The 18771-nt window shown below is 55.8% G+C and carries 13 protein-coding genes and 3 pseudogenes; 5 read left to right on the plus strand and 11 right to left on the minus strand.

Annotated features, from left to right (window positions below; translation table 11 throughout):
• Positions 1-31: 31 nt before the first annotated feature.
• From BT119_RS08935 to BT119_RS27465, 7 genes are all read right to left on the minus strand, one after another.
• Positions 32-1312, minus strand: a complete 1281-nt coding sequence (locus BT119_RS08935) for a TRAP transporter large permease (RefSeq protein ID WP_003433753.1) — start codon at positions 1310-1312, stop codon at positions 32-34.
• Positions 1313-1840: a TRAP transporter small permease gene (locus BT119_RS08940; RefSeq protein ID WP_003365702.1), complete on the minus strand. Its 528-nt coding sequence runs from the start codon at positions 1838-1840 to the stop codon at positions 1313-1315.
• 62 nt (positions 1841-1902) lie between these two features.
• Positions 1903-2928: a TRAP transporter substrate-binding protein gene (locus BT119_RS08945; RefSeq protein WP_003433751.1), complete on the minus strand. Its 1026-nt coding sequence runs from the start codon at positions 2926-2928 to the stop codon at positions 1903-1905.
• Between the two features lie 57 nt (positions 2929-2985).
• Positions 2986-3870, minus strand: a complete 885-nt coding sequence (locus BT119_RS08950) for a glucurono-1,5-lactonase (RefSeq protein WP_024663310.1) — start codon at positions 3868-3870, stop codon at positions 2986-2988.
• Positions 3871-3912: 42 nt separating this feature from the next.
• A complete protein-coding gene (locus BT119_RS08955) occupies positions 3913-4740 on the minus strand; it encodes an NAD-dependent epimerase/dehydratase family protein (protein ID WP_054080629.1) in 828 nt (275 codons plus the stop codon).
• 178 nt (positions 4741-4918) lie between these two features.
• Positions 4919-6187 (minus strand): OprD family porin, encoded by a 1269-nt coding sequence (locus BT119_RS08960; RefSeq protein WP_003433746.1) that lies wholly within the window; start codon positions 6185-6187, stop codon positions 4919-4921.
• A 142-nt stretch (positions 6188-6329) separates the two neighbouring features.
• Complete coding sequence (locus BT119_RS27465; protein ID WP_003365695.1) at positions 6330-6458, minus strand: hypothetical protein; 129 nt, start codon at positions 6456-6458, stop codon at positions 6330-6332.
• A gap of 227 nt (positions 6459-6685) precedes the next feature.
• Here BT119_RS27465 and BT119_RS08970 point away from each other — a divergent pair, with 227 nt between their 5' ends.
• Positions 6686-7450, plus strand: a complete 765-nt coding sequence (locus BT119_RS08970) for a meso-2,3-butanediol dehydrogenase (protein ID WP_003433744.1) — start codon at positions 6686-6688, stop codon at positions 7448-7450.
• A 63-nt stretch (positions 7451-7513) separates the two neighbouring features.
• On the opposite strand, the pseudogene BT119_RS27775 reads toward BT119_RS08970, so the two are convergent.
• Positions 7514-7672 (minus strand): annotated as a pseudogene (locus BT119_RS27775) (hypothetical protein); the annotation flags it as partial.
• 381 nt (positions 7673-8053) lie between these two features.
• Between BT119_RS27775 and BT119_RS08985 the strand changes: the two are divergent.
• From BT119_RS08985 to BT119_RS08995, 3 genes are all read left to right on the plus strand, one after another.
• On the plus strand, positions 8054-9910 hold the full coding sequence (locus BT119_RS08985) for a glycosyltransferase (protein ID WP_226439266.1): 1857 nt from the start codon (positions 8054-8056) through the stop codon (positions 9908-9910).
• Between the two features lie 310 nt (positions 9911-10220).
• Positions 10221-12257: a glycosyltransferase family 4 protein gene (locus BT119_RS08990; RefSeq protein WP_072365436.1), complete on the plus strand. Its 2037-nt coding sequence runs from the start codon at positions 10221-10223 to the stop codon at positions 12255-12257.
• A 189-nt stretch (positions 12258-12446) separates the two neighbouring features.
• Positions 12447-13226 carry a hypothetical protein gene (locus BT119_RS08995; protein WP_072365438.1) on the plus strand — a complete coding sequence of 260 codons (780 nt, stop codon included), beginning with the start codon at positions 12447-12449 and terminating at the stop codon, positions 13224-13226.
• A 237-nt stretch (positions 13227-13463) separates the two neighbouring features.
• Here the strand turns inward: BT119_RS08995 and cysQ are convergent, their stop codons facing one another.
• The 3 genes and pseudogenes from cysQ to BT119_RS27790 form a co-directional block, all read right to left on the minus strand.
• The gene (cysQ, locus tag BT119_RS27780; RefSeq protein WP_072365440.1) at positions 13464-14897 is read right to left on the minus strand and encodes a 3'(2'),5'-bisphosphate nucleotidase CysQ; all 1434 of its coding nucleotides are present in this window, start codon (positions 14895-14897) and stop codon (positions 13464-13466) included.
• A gap of 545 nt (positions 14898-15442) precedes the next feature.
• Positions 15443-16306, minus strand: a complete 864-nt coding sequence (locus BT119_RS27785; protein ID WP_371124103.1) for a methyl-accepting chemotaxis protein — start codon at positions 16304-16306, stop codon at positions 15443-15445.
• A gap of 39 nt (positions 16307-16345) precedes the next feature.
• Positions 16346-17527 (minus strand): annotated as a pseudogene (locus BT119_RS27790) (methyl-accepting chemotaxis protein); the annotation flags it as partial.
• Positions 17528-17741: 214 nt separating this feature from the next.
• On the opposite strand from BT119_RS27790, the pseudogene BT119_RS27795 reads away from it, so the two are divergent.
• Positions 17742-18716, plus strand: a pseudogene (locus BT119_RS27795) (cache domain-containing protein); the annotation flags it as partial.
• Positions 18717-18771 lie beyond the last annotated feature (55 nt).

Below are 18771 nucleotides of genomic sequence, written 5' to 3' on the forward strand. Positions count from 1 at the left end.
AAGCGCTCCGGCAGCCTTGCAACTGGAGACGTCAGAGCACGACGCTCGGCAGCCACAACGAGATGGCAGGAACATAGGTCACCAGCATCAGCACCAGGAACAGCGCAACATAGAACGGCACCAGTGCTTTCACCGTCGCTTCGATGGTGACTTTACCCACAGCGGCACCGACAAACAGCACCGCGCCCACCGGCGGGGTAATCAGCCCGATCCCCAGATTGACCAGCATGATCATGCCGAAGTGAACCGGATCGATGCCGACGCCGACGATGACCGGCAACAGAATGGGGGTCAGGATCAGAATCAGCGGCGCCATGTCCATGACCGTACCGAGCAGCAGCAACATCACGTTGATGCACATCAGGATCACGTAGCGGTTGTCCGACAGGGTCAGGAATGCGGTGGTGATCTTCATCGGGATTTCCATCAGCGTCAGGATGTAACCGAAGCTGGCGGCAAAACCGATCAGGATCATCACGATGGAAATGGTGCGTGCCGCCCGATGCATCAGTTTGGGCAGGTCGCGCCATTTGTAGTCGCGGTAGATGAACATGGTAACGAAGAACGACCAGAGCACGGCAATAGCCGCCGACTCGGTGGCCGTGAAAATCCCCGACAGAATGCCGCCGAGAATAATGACCATGGCCATCATGCCCCAAAGCGCTTCACCGGCAATTTTCAGTGCCTGGCGCAGCGGGATCACTTCACCCTTGGGGTAGTTGCGCTTGCGCGCGAAGATCATGCACAGGCCCATCATCACTGCGCTGAGCAGCAGACCCGGGAGGATCCCGGCCATGAACAGCGATGCAATCGACACTGTACCGCCTGCCGCCAGCGAATAGAGCACCGAGTTGTGGCTGGGGGGTGTCAGCAGCGCCTGCACCGAGCCGCTGACGGTCACTGCCGTCGAGAAGTCTCGCGGGTAGCCGTTGCGTTCCATTTCCGGGATCAGCACCGAACCCACCGAGGCCGTGTCGGCCACCGAGGAACCCGAGATCGCGCCGAAGAAGGTCGAAGCCACGATATTGACCAGCGACAGGCCCCCGCGCACGAAGCCCACCAGCACTGCGGCAAACGCGACCAGACGTCGCGACATGCCGCCTTCGGCCATGATTGCTCCGGCCAGCACGAAGAACGGAATCGCCAACAGCGAGAATTTGTTCACGCCACCCGCAATCTGGATCATCAGTGCATCGGCCGGGATGTCGATCCACCAGGCGCCGATCAGGGCTGAAAGGCCCAGCGCGTAGGCCACCGGCATGCCAATCAGGATCAGCGCAATAAAGCTGCCCAACAGTATAAAAGCGTCCATTTATGCGGCACCTTCGCTTTCTTCAACGACGTCGAAATGCATGACCGCGCGATGACTCTGGTCACCCAGCAACAGCCTTTCCAGAACGAAGACCAGCGTCACGAGGCCGCCGAGAGGAATCGGCAGATAAGAGATACCGACGCGCAGAAACGGCAGTTCGCCGACGAATTGATTCCAGGTGGTGGCGCACAGCTTGAAGCCTTTGAAAATCATGAACAGGGCCACGATCCCCATCAGAATCTGCACCACCACGCTGGCGGCTCTGCGCACCTGCTGCGGCATGCGCTCCACAGCCATTGACACGGCCATGTGCGCACCGGCCCGGTAACTGGCGGCGGCGCCGAAGAAGGTAAACACCACCATCAGCAGGATGGCGGTGGGTTCAGGCCAACTGGAACCGCTGCCGAGGATGTAGCGGGCAAAGATGCCCCAGGGGATGATCAGGGTCATGATCAACACCGAGAGACCGGCAATGCCGATGCAGACCCGATAAAGCGTGTCGTTGATGCGCAAAAGCGTATTTTTCATAAGGCTCACCACTGCGGCGGCGAACGAGCTGATGCTCGTCCCCGCTGCGTAATCGGACAGGCTTATTGGGCCGCTGGGGTACTGGGTGCAGCCAGTGCCGGATTGGTCTGGACCGCTTCGATGCGGCTGATCAGATCCTTGTAAGGCGCGCCGAATTTGTCGCGGACCGGTTGAGTCGCGTCGTAGAAGGCTTTCTTCTGCTCAGGCGTCAGCGTGATGAATTCCACGCCAGCGGCCTTGAGCTTGGTCTCGGCATCGGCTGACGACTTGTCCCACAGCGCTCGCTCCTCCATCTGCGCTTCACGCGCCAGCTTTTTCACCAGTGCTTGCTGCTCGGGGTTGAGCTTGTTCCATGTGGTTTTCGCCATCACGATGGGCTCGGGCAGGATCAGGTGTTCGGTGATGGTGAAGAACTTGGCGTTCTGGTAGTGGTTGTGCTGGAAATACGTCGGCGGGTTGTTTTCCGCACCGTCAATGACGCCGGTCTGCAGGGCACTGAAGATCTCGCCGGTGGCCATGGCGATGCCGTTGCCGCCCATGTCGTTGATGGTTTCGATGAACACCGGGTTGCCCTGAACGCGGATTTTCATGCCTTTGAGGTCGGAAATCTGCCGTACCGGCTTCTTGGTGTATAGGTTGCGGGTGCCGCCATCCATCCAGGCCAGAGCGACCATGTTGAATTGCGAATTGGTGATCTTGTCGAGGATTTCCTGACCGATCTCGCCATCGATGATGGTGCGCATATGCGCCTGGTCACGGAATACGAACGGCAGGTTGAAGACGTTGACGTCCGGCACTACCGGGCCGACGATGCCGAGGCTGACGCGGGTCATCTGCACGGCGCCGCTCTGCACCTGCTCAACGACCTCCTTCTCGGAGCCGAGTACGCCACCCGCGTACATCTTGAAACTGATCTCGCCCTTGGACTGTTCTTCGAGTTTCTTGCCCATGTTCTGTTCTGCCACGACCGGCGCATAGCCAGCAGGGTGAACCTCGGCGAACTTGATTTTGACATCAGCGTGGGCCATGCCTGACACACAGAAGGCCAGCGGAAGTGCTGCGATGAGAAGCTTGCGTTTGAAGTCCATGGATATCTCCGATTTTGTTATTTTTGGTAGAGCTACGGGATTTTCGGCAGGGCGCTGTCAGCCCTGAAACGTGGGTTCCTCCAGGCCCTGAACCCCAGGTCGCAGGGCGAACAGGCCGCCAGCCAGTGGCTGATCGCTAATATCGCCACCCGGGCGAATGGACGTTACGAACAGCGTGTCCAGATTGGGGCCGCCAAAGGCACACATGGCTGGCTTTTTCACCGGCACGACCAGTGAACGGTCGAGTTTGCCGGTGGGGGTGAAGCGGTGAACCAGGCCTGCGTCGTTGCCACAGATCCAGTAGCAGCCGTCGGTGTCGATCGCCGCGCCGTCGGGGCGACCCAGGTGATGGTTCATGTCGACGAACAGGCGGCGATTGCGCGGCGTGCCGCTGTCGGTGTCGTAATCGAAGGCCCAGATCTGCTGCACGCCGGGGTGCGAGTCGGACAGGTACATGACCTTGCCGTCGGGGCTGAACGCCAGGCCGTTGGGGACGATGAAGTCCTTGAGTTGTGCGTTCAGCGTGGTCTGGCCGGCGCTGTAGCGATACAACGCCCCCACCGTCGCCCCTGCGGCCATGTCCATAAACATGGTGCCCGCCCAGAAACGACCCTGTCGGTCGCAGCGGCCGTCATTGAAGCGCATGCCTGCCTGCGCGTGTTCGACGCTGGCCAGAAGCGTGCTGATCAGGCTGCCGTCTTCGCAGGGCTGCAAATGAAAGATTCCGTTCTCCATCCCCGCCACCCAGCCACCCCGATTGTCGGCGGCGATACAGGCCAGCATCTGCGGCGCTTTCCAGCTGCGCGTGCTGTCCTGATTGAAATCCCAGCGATGCAACTCGCCCTTGGGAATATCCACCCAGTACAACGCTTGATCACGCACGCTCCAGACCGGGCTTTCGCCGGTGGCGTTCTGTGCATCGACAATCAGTTCGGCATCCATGACGGTTCGTGTCTCCAGAGTGCTGCGAGGGGAAAGCGCTGCTTATTGGTCGCCGAACGGTCCTGAAGCCACAAAGGCACCGCCCTGGTAAAGCATTGCCGGGTCATCGGCTGCCGGCAGCGGCTGGGCGTCGACCTTCTCGCGGAACACTTCCGAGCTGTCCTTCGGTTTGTAATCCAGTTTGCTGGCCAGGCGGTTGTCCCACCAGACGGTCTTGTTGTCCGAGACGCCGTAGACCACGGTGTGGCCCACGTCTGGCGTGTACAGCGAGCGTTCGATCAACTGAGTCAGGTCAGCAAAGCTCAGCCAGGTACTCATCATTCGGCGGTTTTGCGGTTCGGAAAACGATGAGCCGATACGGATGCTGACGGTTTCGATGCCGTAGCGATCGAAGTAAAAGCTGGCCATGTCCTCGCCGTAGGACTTGGATAGACCGTAGTAACTGTCCGGGCGGCGAGGGGAGTGCGCGTCGATGGTCTCGGTCTGCTTGTAGAAACCGATCACGTGGTTGGAGCTGGCAAAGATCACGCGTTTCACGCCGTGCCGGCGGGCGGCTTCGTAGATGTGGAACACGCCGCAGATATTGGCGCCGAGGATTTCCTCGAACGGGCGTTCGACCGACACACCGCCGAAATGCACGATCGCGTCGACGCCTTCGACCAGTTGGTGCACGGCGTTCTTGTCGGCCAGATCGCAGACCTGAACTTCCTCACTGCCGTCGACAGCGGGCGCCATCTCGGCAATGTCGGAAAGCCGCAGCACTTTTGTGTAAGGGCGCAGAGTTTCGCGCAATACCTTGCCCAGGCCACCTGCCGCGCCGGTCAGCAGGAGGCGATTGAAGGGAGTTTGAGTGGTATGAGCCGATGCCATGAGAGAAGTCCCGATTGTTATTTTTGTCATCTGTTGTCGTATGACTTGCCGGATTATCGGCACCGCATACGCTGATTGTCAACGCGGCCAAGGTCTAAAAACGGGCTGTGCACGCACTTGGCCGGATACATTTGTAACAAGGCAAAACCTGCCGTGGCCAACAGGCTCTGCCACGCTTTCAGAGCAACGAAATAGGGTAGCTGACGAACACGCGATTTTCGTCGAATTCGTTGGTGCTGAAATCACGACGCAGGCTGGAGTTGCGCCATTTGACGTTCAGATTCTTCAGCGCACCGCTTTGGACGGTGTAGGCCAGTTCAGACTCCCGGCCCCATTCCTTGCCGTCAGTGATGTTGCCGGTGTGCACATTGTCGCCGCTGATATAGCGGTTCATCAGGGTCAGGCCGGGTACGCCCAGCGTCGCGAAGTTGTAGTCATGGCGCAGCTGCCAGGATTTCTCTTTGGCGTTGTCGTAGCTGGAGTTGTAACTGTCGTTGGCCAGGGTGCCGCCGCTGGTGCCGTTGACGCGCATCCACGCGGTATCGCCCGTCAGCTTCTGCAGACCGACATAGAAGGTGCTGCCGCCATAGCGGGCCGAGAGCAGCGCGTAGGCCGTCTTGTTATCCAGGTCGCCGGCCAGTTTGTTGCCGTCTTCCTTGCCGATGAAGTAACCCAGGTTCGCGCCCAGGGTCCAGTCGCCGAGCGGCTGACTGTGCAGCAGGTTGAAGAATTGCTGCTGATAGATGTCCTGCAGTTCCGAGTACCAGACGCCTACCTGGGTGCGCTTGTCGTTGAAGACATACTCGCCGCCGCCGAAGTTGAAGCGGTCCGAGGTGAATGCGCCTCGCCCGTTCAGCGACATGTCTTCCATGCTCGCATCGTTGCGTGGGCTGTTGCCGCGGAACTGGCCGCCATACAGCGTCAGGCCGTCGATCTCCTTGGACGTGACCTGACCACCGCGAAACGTCTGCGGCAACGAACGACCGTCATCGGAGCGCAGGATCGGCAGCACCGGCATCCACTCGCCGACCTTCAGTTCGGTCTTGGAAACCCGCGCCTTGCCCGCCACGCCCAGGCGCCCGAAATCATCGGCCGGACGCCCGTCGCTGTGGATCGGTAGCAGCTGAGTGCCGCCCGTACCCTTGCCGCCATCGAGCTTGAGCGAATACAGGCCCAGCACATCAACCCCGAAACCCACCACACCCTGAGTAAAGCCCGACTTGGCGTCGAGAATGAAGCTTTGTGTCCATTCCTCGGCCTTGCTCTGTGGCGCGGCACTGCTCGGGTATGCAGGATTGGTGAAATTACGGTTGAAGTAGGCGTTACGCAGGGTAAGTGTGGCCTTGGTGTCGTCGACGAAACCTTCGGCCATGCCGAGCATCGGGAAAATCAGCGTCATACCGCCGAAGCCCAGCAGGATGCGTGAGCGGGTAGTGTGAGATGTCATTATTGTTGTGCTCCCTTGTTTAGTGAAACCGTCCCCTTTCCTGGCCGCGCGCAAGCGGCGGCCGACACCTTCGAGGATTACGTGATGCCTGTCGCCAGGCATGGCCTCGACCTGCAGGCGGCCGAGTACCGTTCGCTGTGTTTCAGCGAATGTTGTGAATCGAGAAGGGTGTCTGGTAGTGCGAGTTTTCAGTAAACAAGGCGTCACTGATCAGGGCTTCAATGATTGAGCCCTTGCTGATCGAGCGAGCAGGCGCGGCGAGAGTGTTCATGATGGACTGGCCTCGGTGTTGTTTTTATTTTTGGCGTTATAGGTTGTCGTACAACCGTGGGGATTATTTGCAGACCGCTGCGGCGTTGTCAACGCACCCATGGTCGAGGTTTAACGATTCACCGGTCATTTACAGAGCCATTGACACCAAAATCAAATGCGAGTGAACGCTGCGGCCGGGTGTGCAGTCCACCCGATAATCCCATTCATTTTTTTGGAGACTGCCGAATGAATCGTTTCACCCAGAAAGTCGTCGTCGTCACAGGTGCCGGTTCCGGAATCGGCGCAGCGACCGCCAAACGTTTTGCCGAGGAAGGCGCAAGCGTCGTGCTGGTCGGCCGCAATCACGACAAGCTGGCCAAAGTAGCCGCCCAACTGAAGGGCGAAGGGCACCTGGTCAGAGCCGCGGACGTGGCCGACCCGAGCGACGTGGAAGCGCTGTTCAAGGAAGTGGCGACGCGCTTCGGGCGCCTGGATGTGCTGGTCAACAATGCTGGTATCGTCAAGTCCGGCAAAGTGACCGAGCTGGGCATAGAGGACTGGAAAGAGTTGATGTCCGTGGACCTGGACGGCGTGTTCTATTGCACCCGTACCGCCATGCCTGCACTGATCGCCAGCAAAGGCAACATCATCAACGTCTCGTCGGTGTCCGGTCTGGGCGGCGACTGGGGCATGAGTTTCTATAACGCGGCCAAGGGCGCGATCACCAACTTCACTCGTTCGCTGGCCATGGACCATGGTGCTGACGGCGTGCGCGTGAATGCCGTCTGCCCCTCACTGACCCGCAGCGAGCTGACCGAAGATATGCTCGGTGACAAAGCGTTGATGGCCAAGTTCATGGAGCGCATCCCACTGGGTCGCCCGGGTGAAGCCGAAGACGTCGGCGATGTGATCGCTTTCCTGGCCAGTGACGACGCGCGCTTCGTGACCGGCGTCAACCTGCCGGTCGATGGCGGCCTGTCGGCGTCCAACGGGCAGCCGCCACAGGCGTGACTGTCAGGAGTGTAGAAACAATCAAGCCCGGTAAAGACCGGGCTTGATGTCAACGCAGGGTGATCAGATCCGGAAATGGCTGACCATCGTTTGCAACTGCCCGCCCAGGCGCGCCAGTTCGACGCTGGACGCAGCGGTTTCTTCGCTGGCCGAAGCGGTCTGCTCGGAGACATCGCGCACGTTGACGATGCTGCGGCTGATTTCTTCAGCGGCGGCGATCTGCTAACTACTTGGAGGCTCTAAGCGCAGGGCGCGGTTTATCCAAACCTTGAGCGCCTTGAAATCAAGGCTGCAACGGGCGGGTAAAGTAGACGAAATCGACAGGTAAGTTGACACGCACCGGTAAGTCAACGGCCAAAAGCCTACCTTGCTTGGTAATTCGGGTTCATTTTGGATATGCTTCTTGGCCACTAGGTTTCGCTAGCGCACGGTAACGACTACATGATGGGCCACCGCAACGGCTTCATTGCTAAGCGGTCAGGCAAAAGCTCAGCGAAGCCGGCTTCCAGGAGTCAGAGTGCTCGAGGGCATTTCGTTCATTTTTAGGTCGTGGCGGTGAGTTGCAGGCGCACCAGACGCAAGCCCAATAGCCAGAAGCGAGCCATGTCGCAACCAATAAAAATCGCCGAGCTTTTTGCAAGCCTGCCCTTTCAGGTCGGTGCTGAGTATGCTTACAGCCAGCCAATTATGGGGCTTGACGTACCGGGCATCAGTGCTATTTACGGTCTCCATCTCGCCATCTGGCAATTGCGCGATCAGGATCTGCAAAACGATTTCCCGCTCGACACGCTTGATGGAAGGTGCCGCTTCCTAGCTTGGTGTGTGTTACATGGCCGCCGTGAATATGCAGCTCTTCGTCAGTTGACACCGTTCTGGAAAACACTCTCCCAACCTGCCAGCGTGCCTTACAGCGAATGGTCCGGTGGTATTTCGCGCTTCCTGCAACTGGTAATTCATGGGCGCAGCGATCTTGGCATCGATTCTGAACTGAAGACCTCTGATGCACAGCGTGATGCACTTTATTGGTTTTTCGGGTCTGGTGGCTGGCAGGATCTGGCGGTGAGCGGGCAGGATATACCCGGTTGGCAACGACGCTTTCTGCTGGATCAACCTGATCTGCTCAAAAGCCGTTTCGCACGCCTATTGTCAGAGAAACGGCCAGACCTGCAGGCTATATTCCGGCAGGATACTGCGGCAGGCCTCGCGGGATTCAAGGGCTGGCTTGACCAAAATGCCCCGCATGAAACGGGACTGCCATTGCTCCAGAAAATCCCGCTCCAGGCATGGCCTGAACACACCGCCCAGTCATTCCAACACAGCAATGAGAGCTTCGGCGTAAACCTGATCGGCTATGCCTTCGGCGAGCTGGGTATCGGCGAGGACGTCCGCATGGCCGCGCATGCTTGCCAGGCTGCAGGCATACCCTTCTGCGTCATCGATTTCGCCCCAGGCAGTAACGTACGCCAGCAGGATCGCAGCATCGCGCAGTGGATAACAGACACCCCTCGCTATGGCATCAATATCGTTTGTCTTACCGCTATGGAGCATCTAAGGCTCTTTCTTACATGCGGTGCCGAACTATTTCGCGGTCGCTACACCATCGGCTACTGGCCATGGGAACTGCACAACTGGCCAGCCAATTGGGAGCACTGCTTCAACCTTATCGACGAGGCCTGGGCATCGAGCCGACATATCGAACAGGCCATGCAACGTGCCAGCCCGGTTCCGGTGCGTTGGATGCCGATGGCCGTTCGCCTGCCCGACGAAGTCGATACCACCAACGCACTGCGCCAGCGAGCACGTTTTGGCCTGCCGCAGGATAAAACACTGTTCGTGTTTTCCTTCGACGGAAACTCCTTTATCTCTCGCAAGAATCCGCTCGGCGTTGTCGAAGCTTTTCTGCGAGCTTTCACCAGCGCAGATCAACACGTCGGTCTGGTCATCAAGTGCATGCGCCCTGACCCGAAAAACTCGATCTGGAGGCAAATCCAATCTACCGCCCAGAATGACTCGCGTATCTTCATCATCGATGCGATGCTTGAAAAAACCGATGTCTTGGAGCTGTACCGTGCCTGTGATTGCTTTGTATCCTTGCACCGTGCCGAGGGGTTTGGGCGGGGCATTGCCGAAGCCTTGTTACTCGGCTTAGAGGTCATCGCCACGGATTACGGCGGAAATACTGATTTCTGCCGTGCGGCGGGCGCACGGCTTGTTCCTTTCCGCTTGCAAGTTCTAGAACCGGATGAATATATCGAGGCAGAGGGTCAATTCTGGGCAGAGCCGGATATCGGCGCAGCAGCGCAGGCCATGATTGACGTCGCCAATCGGCTATCCGATGAAAATGGATGTTCACCTTTGGCACATGGTCAGCGTTTTAACGAAATTTTCTCTACTGCTGCCATTGGGGCGGTTTACCGCCGCCGAATAGCCGACTTGATCGAACTCAAGCGGCAACCATAGTGAATCAACATCATGATGCGTTTCATCCGGGTATGCTATCCGTCGGCGATGGCATCCTTCTGCCGAGCCAGCAGAGGCTGCACGGGCCGTGCGAGGGGGCAAGCTACAAGACGTAGCGATGCTCGGTGCTGCGAATGTAACAGAGGGCGAAAAGCAACGCGGCTTACTTAAAAAATCCATAGGTCTCTGGGAGATATCCAGAGATGAGAAACCCTAAACAATCAGGCTGCATATAAATTGAGGTCCAGTCCGGAACCTACCTGGATGAAGACGAAAGCGCTAGAGTTTGTGACTCTTACGGAAGAAGAAGATGACGGAAAGTATTAAGTACTCGATAGATAAATTTACAAAAAGAACTCTAGATGGCTGGATATTTTCGCCTGACACTCCAGGGAAACATAAAGAGATAGGCATAACAACCAGTAACAGAAAGATGAAAGTGACGGCGAACAAATATCGGGCCGATCTGGAACAGTCAAAAATAGGAAGTGGCGATCACTCGTTTAACATCGTTTTTCACCCTGAGCTTTCGGAGGATGAATACCTGTCTGCAGAGATTATGGAAATCAGCACAGGAACCAGTCTCCAAAGTGCTGATCAGATTTCAGCACAGAGATTGGCCACAAAAAAAACAATCTACTTAGAAGTTTCAGATCTGATTAACTTTCTGCGGCACGAAAAAAGAGTGACCGGGATACAGCGCCTGGTGTCACAGTTGTGCCAGTCGATAATTGAAGAAGATCGCAAAAATAACTACAAGTTCTGCACGCTCCTGTCAGAGGCAGATAACAACCTCTACGAAATAGAGCGAGATGCGTTCAAGGGGCTCATTGGCGCGGTGTTAGGTGACATCAAAGGCGATGGGTTAACGCCGTTGATAAATCTGGCCACAAGCAATACCGTTCCGGTCAATATAGCCGATGGGGATATGTTGTTCGGTACCGGGGCGTCGTTCAGCTTTCAGAACTACACATTGGCCATAAAAAAGTTAAAGTTTGAAAAGCAAATAAAGTATGGCACCATTGTTTATGATCTTATACCGTACCACAGCAGAAGCACGCTGCCACCCGAACTCTCTGTACGTTTTTCACTTTGGCTGTCAGAGATAGTTTCACTCTCGGACATACTAGTCTCGATATCTGAATACACTAAAAAAGAACTCGATCGTTTCATACTCGATAAAAATATCGTTCCTAACGAATCACAGAGCACCTTCATACCCTTAGGCTCGCACCCGTCAATAAAGTCCTCAAACAGCAAAATACAGAGCAGGTATTTTATCGAGGACGAGTTCTGCATATTTGTGTCCACCATCGAAACGAGAAAAAATCACGCCGCACTTATAAAGGCTTGGGAAAAGCTGCTTGACAAAAAACCACCACAATTGATTATTGTTGGGAAAAGCGGCTGGGGCTTCCATGAAGTACAGGCTCTGGTTCAAGATAATAAAGAGCTTTTCAGGAAAGTAACATTTATTCATGATGCTTCTGACAGTGACTTGGAGTGGCTGTATTCAAATTGCTTGTTTACCGTGTATCCCAGCCTGTATGAAGGGTGGGGGCTGCCGGTAACGGAAAGCCTCACAAGAGGAAAATTCTGTATTTGCTCAAATACTACCTCGTTGCCTGAGGCAGGCGGTATCTACGCTGATTACTTTGACCCCAGAGACGTTAATGATATAGCGAGCAAGGTACTTTACTATATTGAAAACAGGTCGGAAATAAAAGCAAGAGAAGCCCTTATAAAGAGCTCCTACAGGCCTAGAACCTGGCAAGACTACGCATTGGACCTGGATAATTTGCTGGACGCTACCCACCAGAGCGATGACATAAAAGCGGTGGATACCTCCTTGAAAGGTGGGATGATTTACCGTTTTTCCAACGTGGTCAGTTCGAAGGAAAGCTTTTTTGACTACATTATTCATCGTTCAACAGCTTACTCCATCCTGAGTCAGGGAGACTGGTTTGTTCCAGAAAGCTGCGGTCGCTGGTTGCAGGGGAATTACGGAGCAATAAGGATACAAACTTCCCAGCCACAACAAAAAGTAGCGGTTTACATAAAGTACTGGCTGCCCCCAAACCTGGATTCGATTAGTTTTGAGATAGCTCAAAATAAAGAATATAACGACCTCATGGTGCTTAAGGACAGCGAGATAGCAGGCCATAAACTTATTAAGATAAATGCGGTTTCCGACCAGACCGGGTGTCTGCAAATAGAGTTCATCAGAAGAAGCCACAAGAAAAATCAGCACCCAGAGCCACGAGATCTTTTTCTGAGCCTGATCTCTGTGGCCATAGCACATGATCTTGGGGAACGGATTGACATCCTTGAAGGCCTGCTTCTATGAGGTCTAAACGCAGAGTCTGGGCACCGTGACGTCAAAATAGCCTAGGCGCAGTATGCGGCAGATATTTAGCTTTCGCTCCCCGAGCCTTAAGGGGAGCTGCGGTGTTAAGGATGCTGTCGAAGATAGGGGGTGTAAGCTCCGCCTCCCTATCGTTGAAATCAGGCAAACTATAACGGGTACGCGAATTAAATGAAGAAATCAATAGCAATTTCTGATGATGTGGTTTTTTTTATACACATACCGAAGTGTGCGGGTACTTCGCTAGGATCTTTTTTTAATAAAATGCTAAGGCCTGGCGGCCATTTTTTCTGGCACGGTCACGACGGTGATATAAATAATCTGGCTGACGAAGACGCATTTTTCTCCAGCGACAGTAATGAGGCGATCAAATTTATCGGCGGGCACTTCACAGTGGGTGCAGTCAATAAAATAATCTCAGATGCTCAGGTGCCTAATCCAACAATATGTTCGGTCATACGAGATCCTCTTGAGCAGGTTGAATCATATTTTCACTGGATTACTTCAGAGTCTGCTATAAAGGGAGTCGAACATCCGCTCTATGAACACTGCAAAGCGATGACGCCAGAGGCGTTCTTCTGCGATGAAAAAACCCTCGCTGAGGTTAGCAACATACAGTCAAAATACCTGCTGGGTGTGGACTGCGGTGCACGTCATAGTCACGACATCGAAAGTTTATCGCTAAGCCTGATTTCTCAGGGGGATTTTTATATAGCTGACGTGTCAGAATCCGACTTGCTTATTTCCAGGATGGCCGAGCTTCTGCTTAAAAATGATTCTAACAGTCAGCAGGTCATTCTCGCCCCGAGAGAGAATGTATCAGGAGCCAGAACATGCAAATTCAATGAGGCAACCATAGATACTATTAAAGAGCTGTGTTGGGCTGATATTATTCTGTATGAGACATTAAATATATCCTACAAGAACGCCGCTAATAGTATTTTTTTCTGAAATACCTCCACGTGAGCATGTTCTATCCACTTACCGCTAACGCGCGGTAGGTTGAAGATATCATCGTATTTTGCGCCAAACGCTTCGTCGACTACCCCTAGGGTTTTCAGCTCCGTAACGGCGCGCCACTGAGCCACCCGCGTGGCGACGCCGAGTACCATCGAAAAGCGGCTTGATCAGGGCCCGCCCTCGCCGCAGAGGGCGACTAACAGTGCGGTAAAGCGCACCGGGTCATGATCAACTGCGGGTGGGTGGCTCACCCAACGCGCGCAGCAAGGTTTCTACACAGGCTTGCAGGCTGTTCTCGCCCGGAAACAGATGCACGTCTGGACTGATAGGTTCCTCGTAGCTGCTGTCAATGCCGGTAAAGTCTTTTAGTTCGCCTCGGCGCGCCTTGGCGTACAGCCCTTTGACGTCGCGCCGTTCGCATTCTTGCAGCGGAGTATCGACGAAGACCTCGATGAAACTGTCCTCCGAGAATAGTGCACGCACTCTATCTCTATCAGCGCGGAACGGTGAAATGAAGGCGGTCACTACAATCATTCCAGCGTCCACCATCAATTTGGCCACTTCACCTACGCGACGGATATTCTCCGCACGACCTTCGGCAGTCATGCCTAGATCCTTGTTTAGCCCTTGGCGCACATTGTCGCCGTCAAGCAGATAAGTATGCCGTCCAGCTTTGTGCAGAGACAGTTCCAGCGAATTGGCGATTGTCGACTTGCCCGAGCCGGACAGCCCGGTCAGCCAGATACACCGCGGGCGCTGGTTGAGGCTGGCTGCGCGCATGGTTTGGTCAACCTGGGTACGGTGCCAGATCACCTCCGCTTTACTATTGTGCTCGCGGCGTTCGTAGACGATGCCGTCCCTCCAGGGCCCAACTTCCGGAAGCGAGACCGAACTCGGCGCAGCACATAAAATAAAGAACGGATTTACAAGAGTGTCGGTGCGCTGACTGTAACTTAGAGGCTCCAGTGTGGGCCAAGCCAGTACCTGACCGCCTGCTGCACTGACCACCGCATGTGCCGCCGCCGTATCCCACTCGCTGGTCGGTCCGATACGTGGATATACGTCGGGAGCCCCCTCTGCAACCAGGCATAGTTTTAGCGAGGTGCTTATGCTGCTTAATTCAGAATGACGCATGCCAGCCATGAACGCATCGAACTCCACCGAGACGTATGAACGACCGTCGATGACCCGATAGACAGGCTCGTCCGCAGGCGGTACCGCTACACGAATGGGTCGCACGTCGCCATCGGCTGAGGCCTTGAAGGCACCGAGACCACGTAATCCCCAATAACTAACGCACAGCGCTGGCGCGTGTACCACGCCTAGTACGGGCTCGCCATGCTCAATCAGAGCAATGTTGACGGTGAAGGCGTCGTTTTTCGTGCTGAGTTCTTTCGTACCATCTAGCGGTGTGATCAGCCAGTAGCGCGACCACCGGCGTCGAAGTTCACTGTCCATCCGGGCCGACGGCTCTGAGAGCACAGGGATTTCCGGGGTCAGCGTCTTCAGCTCCGTGAGGATATGCCTGTGAGCAAGCTGATCGCCCTCAGTCAGCGAACTATCGTTCTGTTCGCTTTGGACGACGCATCCATGCGGATGGACGCACATTATGATTTGGCCGGCGCCCTCGGCAATTCGGCGGATAAGTTGGATGTCGATCATCGTACTCGCTGTAATTCCCTTAAGAAGCGGTTAACAAGAAGTCAGGTTGCACTCCTTTCCACATCCGCCCTGAATGCCATCAAGCGTATCCAACAGTCCCAGACGGCTGTGTTTGCGGAAACGTAGCCACTTGCACTTGATTTCGGTCAGAGGATTCAATGGACTGCACTGTATAGCAGTTTTGAAATGCCTATACATAAATCGCCCGTTCTAACGGTCGCTTAGCATCAGGCAGATTGATTTGAGCATTGTCATGACGCCCGTTAACGATCATCCTCAAGCCTACAAACCCCCACCGCTCAAAACCTCTTCGCGGCTAATCAATGCTGGGCACACCTCTTCAAGGAGGGCGGCTGAAGCGACATCGAAGTCGGGTCCGTCAGCAAAATGCTTGCCTGCAGCTCTTCAATACTGGGCGTTAAACATTCACGAAATATGTCAAAACGTCGCAGTGGACTCGTTTTAGAAGCAGATGTGCGTGACTGTCAGGAGTGCAGAAACAATCAAGCCCGGTAAAGACCGGGCTTGATGTCAACGCCGGGTGATCAGATCCGGAAGTGGCTGACCATCGTTTGCAACTGCCCGCCCAGGCGCGCCAGTTCGACGCTGGACGCAGCGGTTTCTTCGCTGGCCGAAGCGGTCTGCTCGGAGACATCGCGCACGTTGACGATGCTGCGGCTGATTTCCTCGGCAACCGCGCTTTGCTCTTCAGCGGCGGCGGCAATCTGCTGGTTCATCGCCTGAATGCTCGACACCGTCTGCGTGATGCTGCCCAGCGACGTGCCAGCCTTACGGCTGAGGGTCACGCTGCTGACGGTCAGTTCACGGCTGTTGAGCATGATGCTGGACACCTGGCGCGTACCGCTCTGCAACGCAGCGACCAGTGTTTCGATCTCCACGGTGGATTGCTGCGTACGTTGTGCCAGGCCGCGGACTTCGTCGGCAACCACGGCAAAACCACGTCCGGCTTCACCCGCACGCGCTGCTTCGATAGCAGCGTTGAGCGCCAGCAGGTTGGTCTGTTCGGCCACCGCCTTGATGACGTCCATCACCTTGCCGATCTTGTCGCTTTCCTGCTCCAACTGAGTCATGGCGTCGGCCGAGCGACCCACTTCGTTGGCCAGTCGCTCGATCTGGGCGATCGCTTCACCCACCACCTTGTCACCGTCACGCGCTTCGCGGTCGGCGTTGGAAGCGGCTTGCGAGGCCTGTTCGGCGTTACGCGCCACTTCTGCAACCGTCGCCGACATCTCGTGCATGGCGGTGGCGACCTGGTCGGTTTCGACTTTCTGGCTGTTGACGCCAGCGCTGGTCTGTTCAGTAACCGCCGACAGTTCTTCGGCGGCACTGGCGATCTGTACGACGCTGTCGCGAATACCGCCAATCAGCTCGCGCAGTGTGGTGCCCATGCGCTGGATGCCTTGCTGCAGAACGCCGAGCTCATCTCGGCGTGTCACGGCCAGGGTCTGGGTCAGGTCACCGGATGCGATACGATCGACCACCGCCAGGGTTTCCTGCAGAGGACGGGTAATCTGCCGGGTAATGATGACTGCGGCGATGATGCCCAGAATGATCGCCAGCAGTGTGCAGACGATCTGAGTGGTACGTGCCTGTGCGCTTTCCTGATCGCGGCGATCCAGTTGCAGCTTGTACATGTCCTCGCTGATCTTGACGATATCCTGGCCTTGCGTGGTCATTTCCTTGCGCGCCTGGACAATCGTGCCCGTGGCGGCCTTGAAGTTCTGCAAGGTCGCCCGGTATGCCATCAACGAGGCTTCCAGCTGCCTGAGCTGATCGGCCTGAGTGCCGCTGAAGGTTGCCTTGAGCGCATCCAGATCCTTGATGGCCGCATCCAGTTTCGAGACGGCTGCCTGCTCGGTCTCAGGTGTGGCATTGGTGGTGTAACCGCGCACTTCATAGCGTGCGAGTCTCAAGTCATCTTTTGCGTCGGTGACAAGTCGGTACTGCTCGAAGCGGTTGGCGTCAGCCGGGTCCATATTTTTGACTTCAGTCACAAGCTGCTCGAACACCGCGAGGCTTTTGACAGCATGGGTCGTCAGCTCATCACGAGCCGCAGTGCTGGCCTTGTAGCCACTGCGCATGTTGTTGAGGGACTTCTGGTAGTCAGCGATCACGATGCCCAACTGATCGAGCATTTTCACGTTTTCGGGACTTTTGAACGAGGCCCGAAGTTTTTCCTGATACGCCTTGAAGCTGTCCAGCGAAGTCTGCACGGTTTCGGCAACCTTCTCGTCGCCGTCGGCCACCATGTACTGGAGGCGTGTCACGCGCAGTTTGGTCAACTGGGCATTGAGTGAAGTAATGTCACTCATCCAGTTGCTGCGATTGATCAGCCCGCTCATGCTGGTCCAGCCAGTCAATGCAAGAATGGCTGTAAAAACAAGTACTAGACCGAACCCAAGGGCCAGTTTCATATTCACGCTGATGTTTGCAAACCAGCTACTCATTGAATTCTCCAACAACTGCCATTGAAACGGTGTTATCCCTGAAAGGTATGGCATACAGGTCAGGGCAGGGTGAGGTATACAGACGCTATCGGCAGGGACCGGCCAAGCTGAAATAAAAAATAAAGAAAGTTCCAAAACGCGCCGAGTATTTTTTTCAGGCATATCAATTGCGTCGGCACACCGTTATAAAGCACTGCCAACGTCATTGGAGTACAGCGCAGCATTTCACGGGAAAGGCACGCTATTGGCTGTGTTTACGCGATTAAAACCCTATTCGTTGTAGGTTCATTGTGTGTGCAGGGCATGACATTTTTTGTGTCGCAAGTTGCTCTGGCATCTGAGCCTTCTTCTAGCAGTCCTTTTGAGATGCCTTGTCATGAATTTGAAGTTTCGTCATAAGATCCTGTTGGCCGCGGCCGGTGTAGTGGTGCTGGCGTTCGCCTTGTTCACCTTTTACAACGATTACCTGCAACGTAAGACGATCAACCAGAACCTTGAGTCCTCCGTGGGCCAAGCGGGTCAGCTGACTGCCAGCAGCGTCCAGAACTGGCTGAGCGGACGCATTCTGGTGTTGGAAAATCTCACCCAGAACGTAGCCTTTCAGGGGGTCAATTCCGATCTCAGCGGGCTGGTATCGCAGTCTGCGCTGGTATCGACCTTCCAGTTCACCTATGTCGGTGACAGCAAAGGCACGTTCACTCAGCGGCCCAACGTGGACATGCCTGTGGGCTACGACCCTCGTCAGCGGCCCTGGTACAAGTCCACTGTCGACGCGGGCAAAACCATTCTCAGTGCGCCTTATCAGGCTTCCGTGGGTGGCCTGGTGGTAACGATCGCCAGCCCGGTCAAGGCGGCAGGTCAGATCACCGGTGTCGTCGGTGGCGATCTGAGCCTCGACACGCTGGTCAAGATCATCAACTCGGTCGAATTCGGTGGGCTGGGTTACGCCTTTCTGGTCAGTGGCGACGGGCAGATCATCGTCAGTCCGGACAAGGAACAGGTGATGAAAAATCTCAAGGACATCTACCCCGGACAGACCATCAGCCTGGACGCGCGCCTGCGTGAGGTGACCCTCAATGGTCAGCAACGGCTGCTGTCATTCACCCCGATTAACGGGCTGCCCTCGGCTGACTGGTACATCGGTCTGTCGATCGACAAGGACAAGGCCTATGCGCCCTTGAGCCAGTTTCGCAGCTCGGCGATGGTTGCCGTGCTGATTGCCGTTGCCGTGATTGCGTTGCTGTTGAGCCTGCTCATTCGCGCGCTGATGCGCCCGCTGACCGACATGGGCCGTGCGATGCAGGACATCGCCCAGGGCGAGGGTGACCTGACCCGGCGTCTGAGTATTCAGGGCAAGGACGAGTTCGCCGCACTGGGTGGTTCGTTCAATCAGTTCGTGGAGCGCG

Source organism: Pseudomonas sp. NFACC10-1, from assembly GCF_900119195.1.
In the GTDB taxonomy this organism is placed as follows: Bacteria; Pseudomonadota; Gammaproteobacteria; order Pseudomonadales; family Pseudomonadaceae; genus Aquipseudomonas; species Aquipseudomonas cerasi.

Bases quoted from the DNA above. Each gene is read 5' to 3' on its own strand.
- BT119_RS08935 (WP_003433753.1), bottom strand. From the start codon at position 1,312: ATGGACGCTTTTATACTGTTGGGCAGCTTTATTGCGCTGATCCTGATT.
- BT119_RS08940 (WP_003365702.1), bottom strand. From the start codon at position 1,840: ATGAAAAATACGCTTTTGCGCATCAACGACACGCTTTATCGGGTCTGC.
- BT119_RS08945 (WP_003433751.1), bottom strand. From the start codon at position 2,928: ATGGACTTCAAACGCAAGCTTCTCATCGCAGCACTTCCGCTGGCCTTC.
- BT119_RS08950 (WP_024663310.1), bottom strand. From the start codon at position 3,870: ATGGATGCCGAACTGATTGTCGATGCACAGAACGCCACCGGCGAAAGC.
- BT119_RS08955 (WP_054080629.1), bottom strand. From the start codon at position 4,740: ATGGCATCGGCTCATACCACTCAAACTCCCTTCAATCGCCTCCTGCTG.
- BT119_RS08960 (WP_003433746.1), bottom strand. From the start codon at position 6,187: ATGACATCTCACACTACCCGCTCACGCATCCTGCTGGGCTTCGGCGGT.
- BT119_RS27465 (WP_003365695.1), bottom strand. From the start codon at position 6,458: ATGAACACTCTCGCCGCGCCTGCTCGCTCGATCAGCAAGGGCTCAATC.
- BT119_RS08970 (WP_003433744.1), top strand. From the start codon at position 6,686: ATGAATCGTTTCACCCAGAAAGTCGTCGTCGTCACAGGTGCCGGTTCC.
- BT119_RS08985 (WP_226439266.1), top strand. From the start codon at position 8,054: ATGTCGCAACCAATAAAAATCGCCGAGCTTTTTGCAAGCCTGCCCTTT.
- BT119_RS08990 (WP_072365436.1), top strand. From the start codon at position 10,221: ATGACGGAAAGTATTAAGTACTCGATAGATAAATTTACAAAAAGAACT.
- BT119_RS08995 (WP_072365438.1), top strand. From the start codon at position 12,447: ATGAAGAAATCAATAGCAATTTCTGATGATGTGGTTTTTTTTATACAC.
- cysQ (WP_072365440.1), bottom strand. From the start codon at position 14,897: ATGATCGACATCCAACTTATCCGCCGAATTGCCGAGGGCGCCGGCCAA.
- BT119_RS27785 (WP_371124103.1), bottom strand. From the start codon at position 16,306: ATGGGCACCACACTGCGCGAGCTGATTGGCGGTATTCGCGACAGCGTC.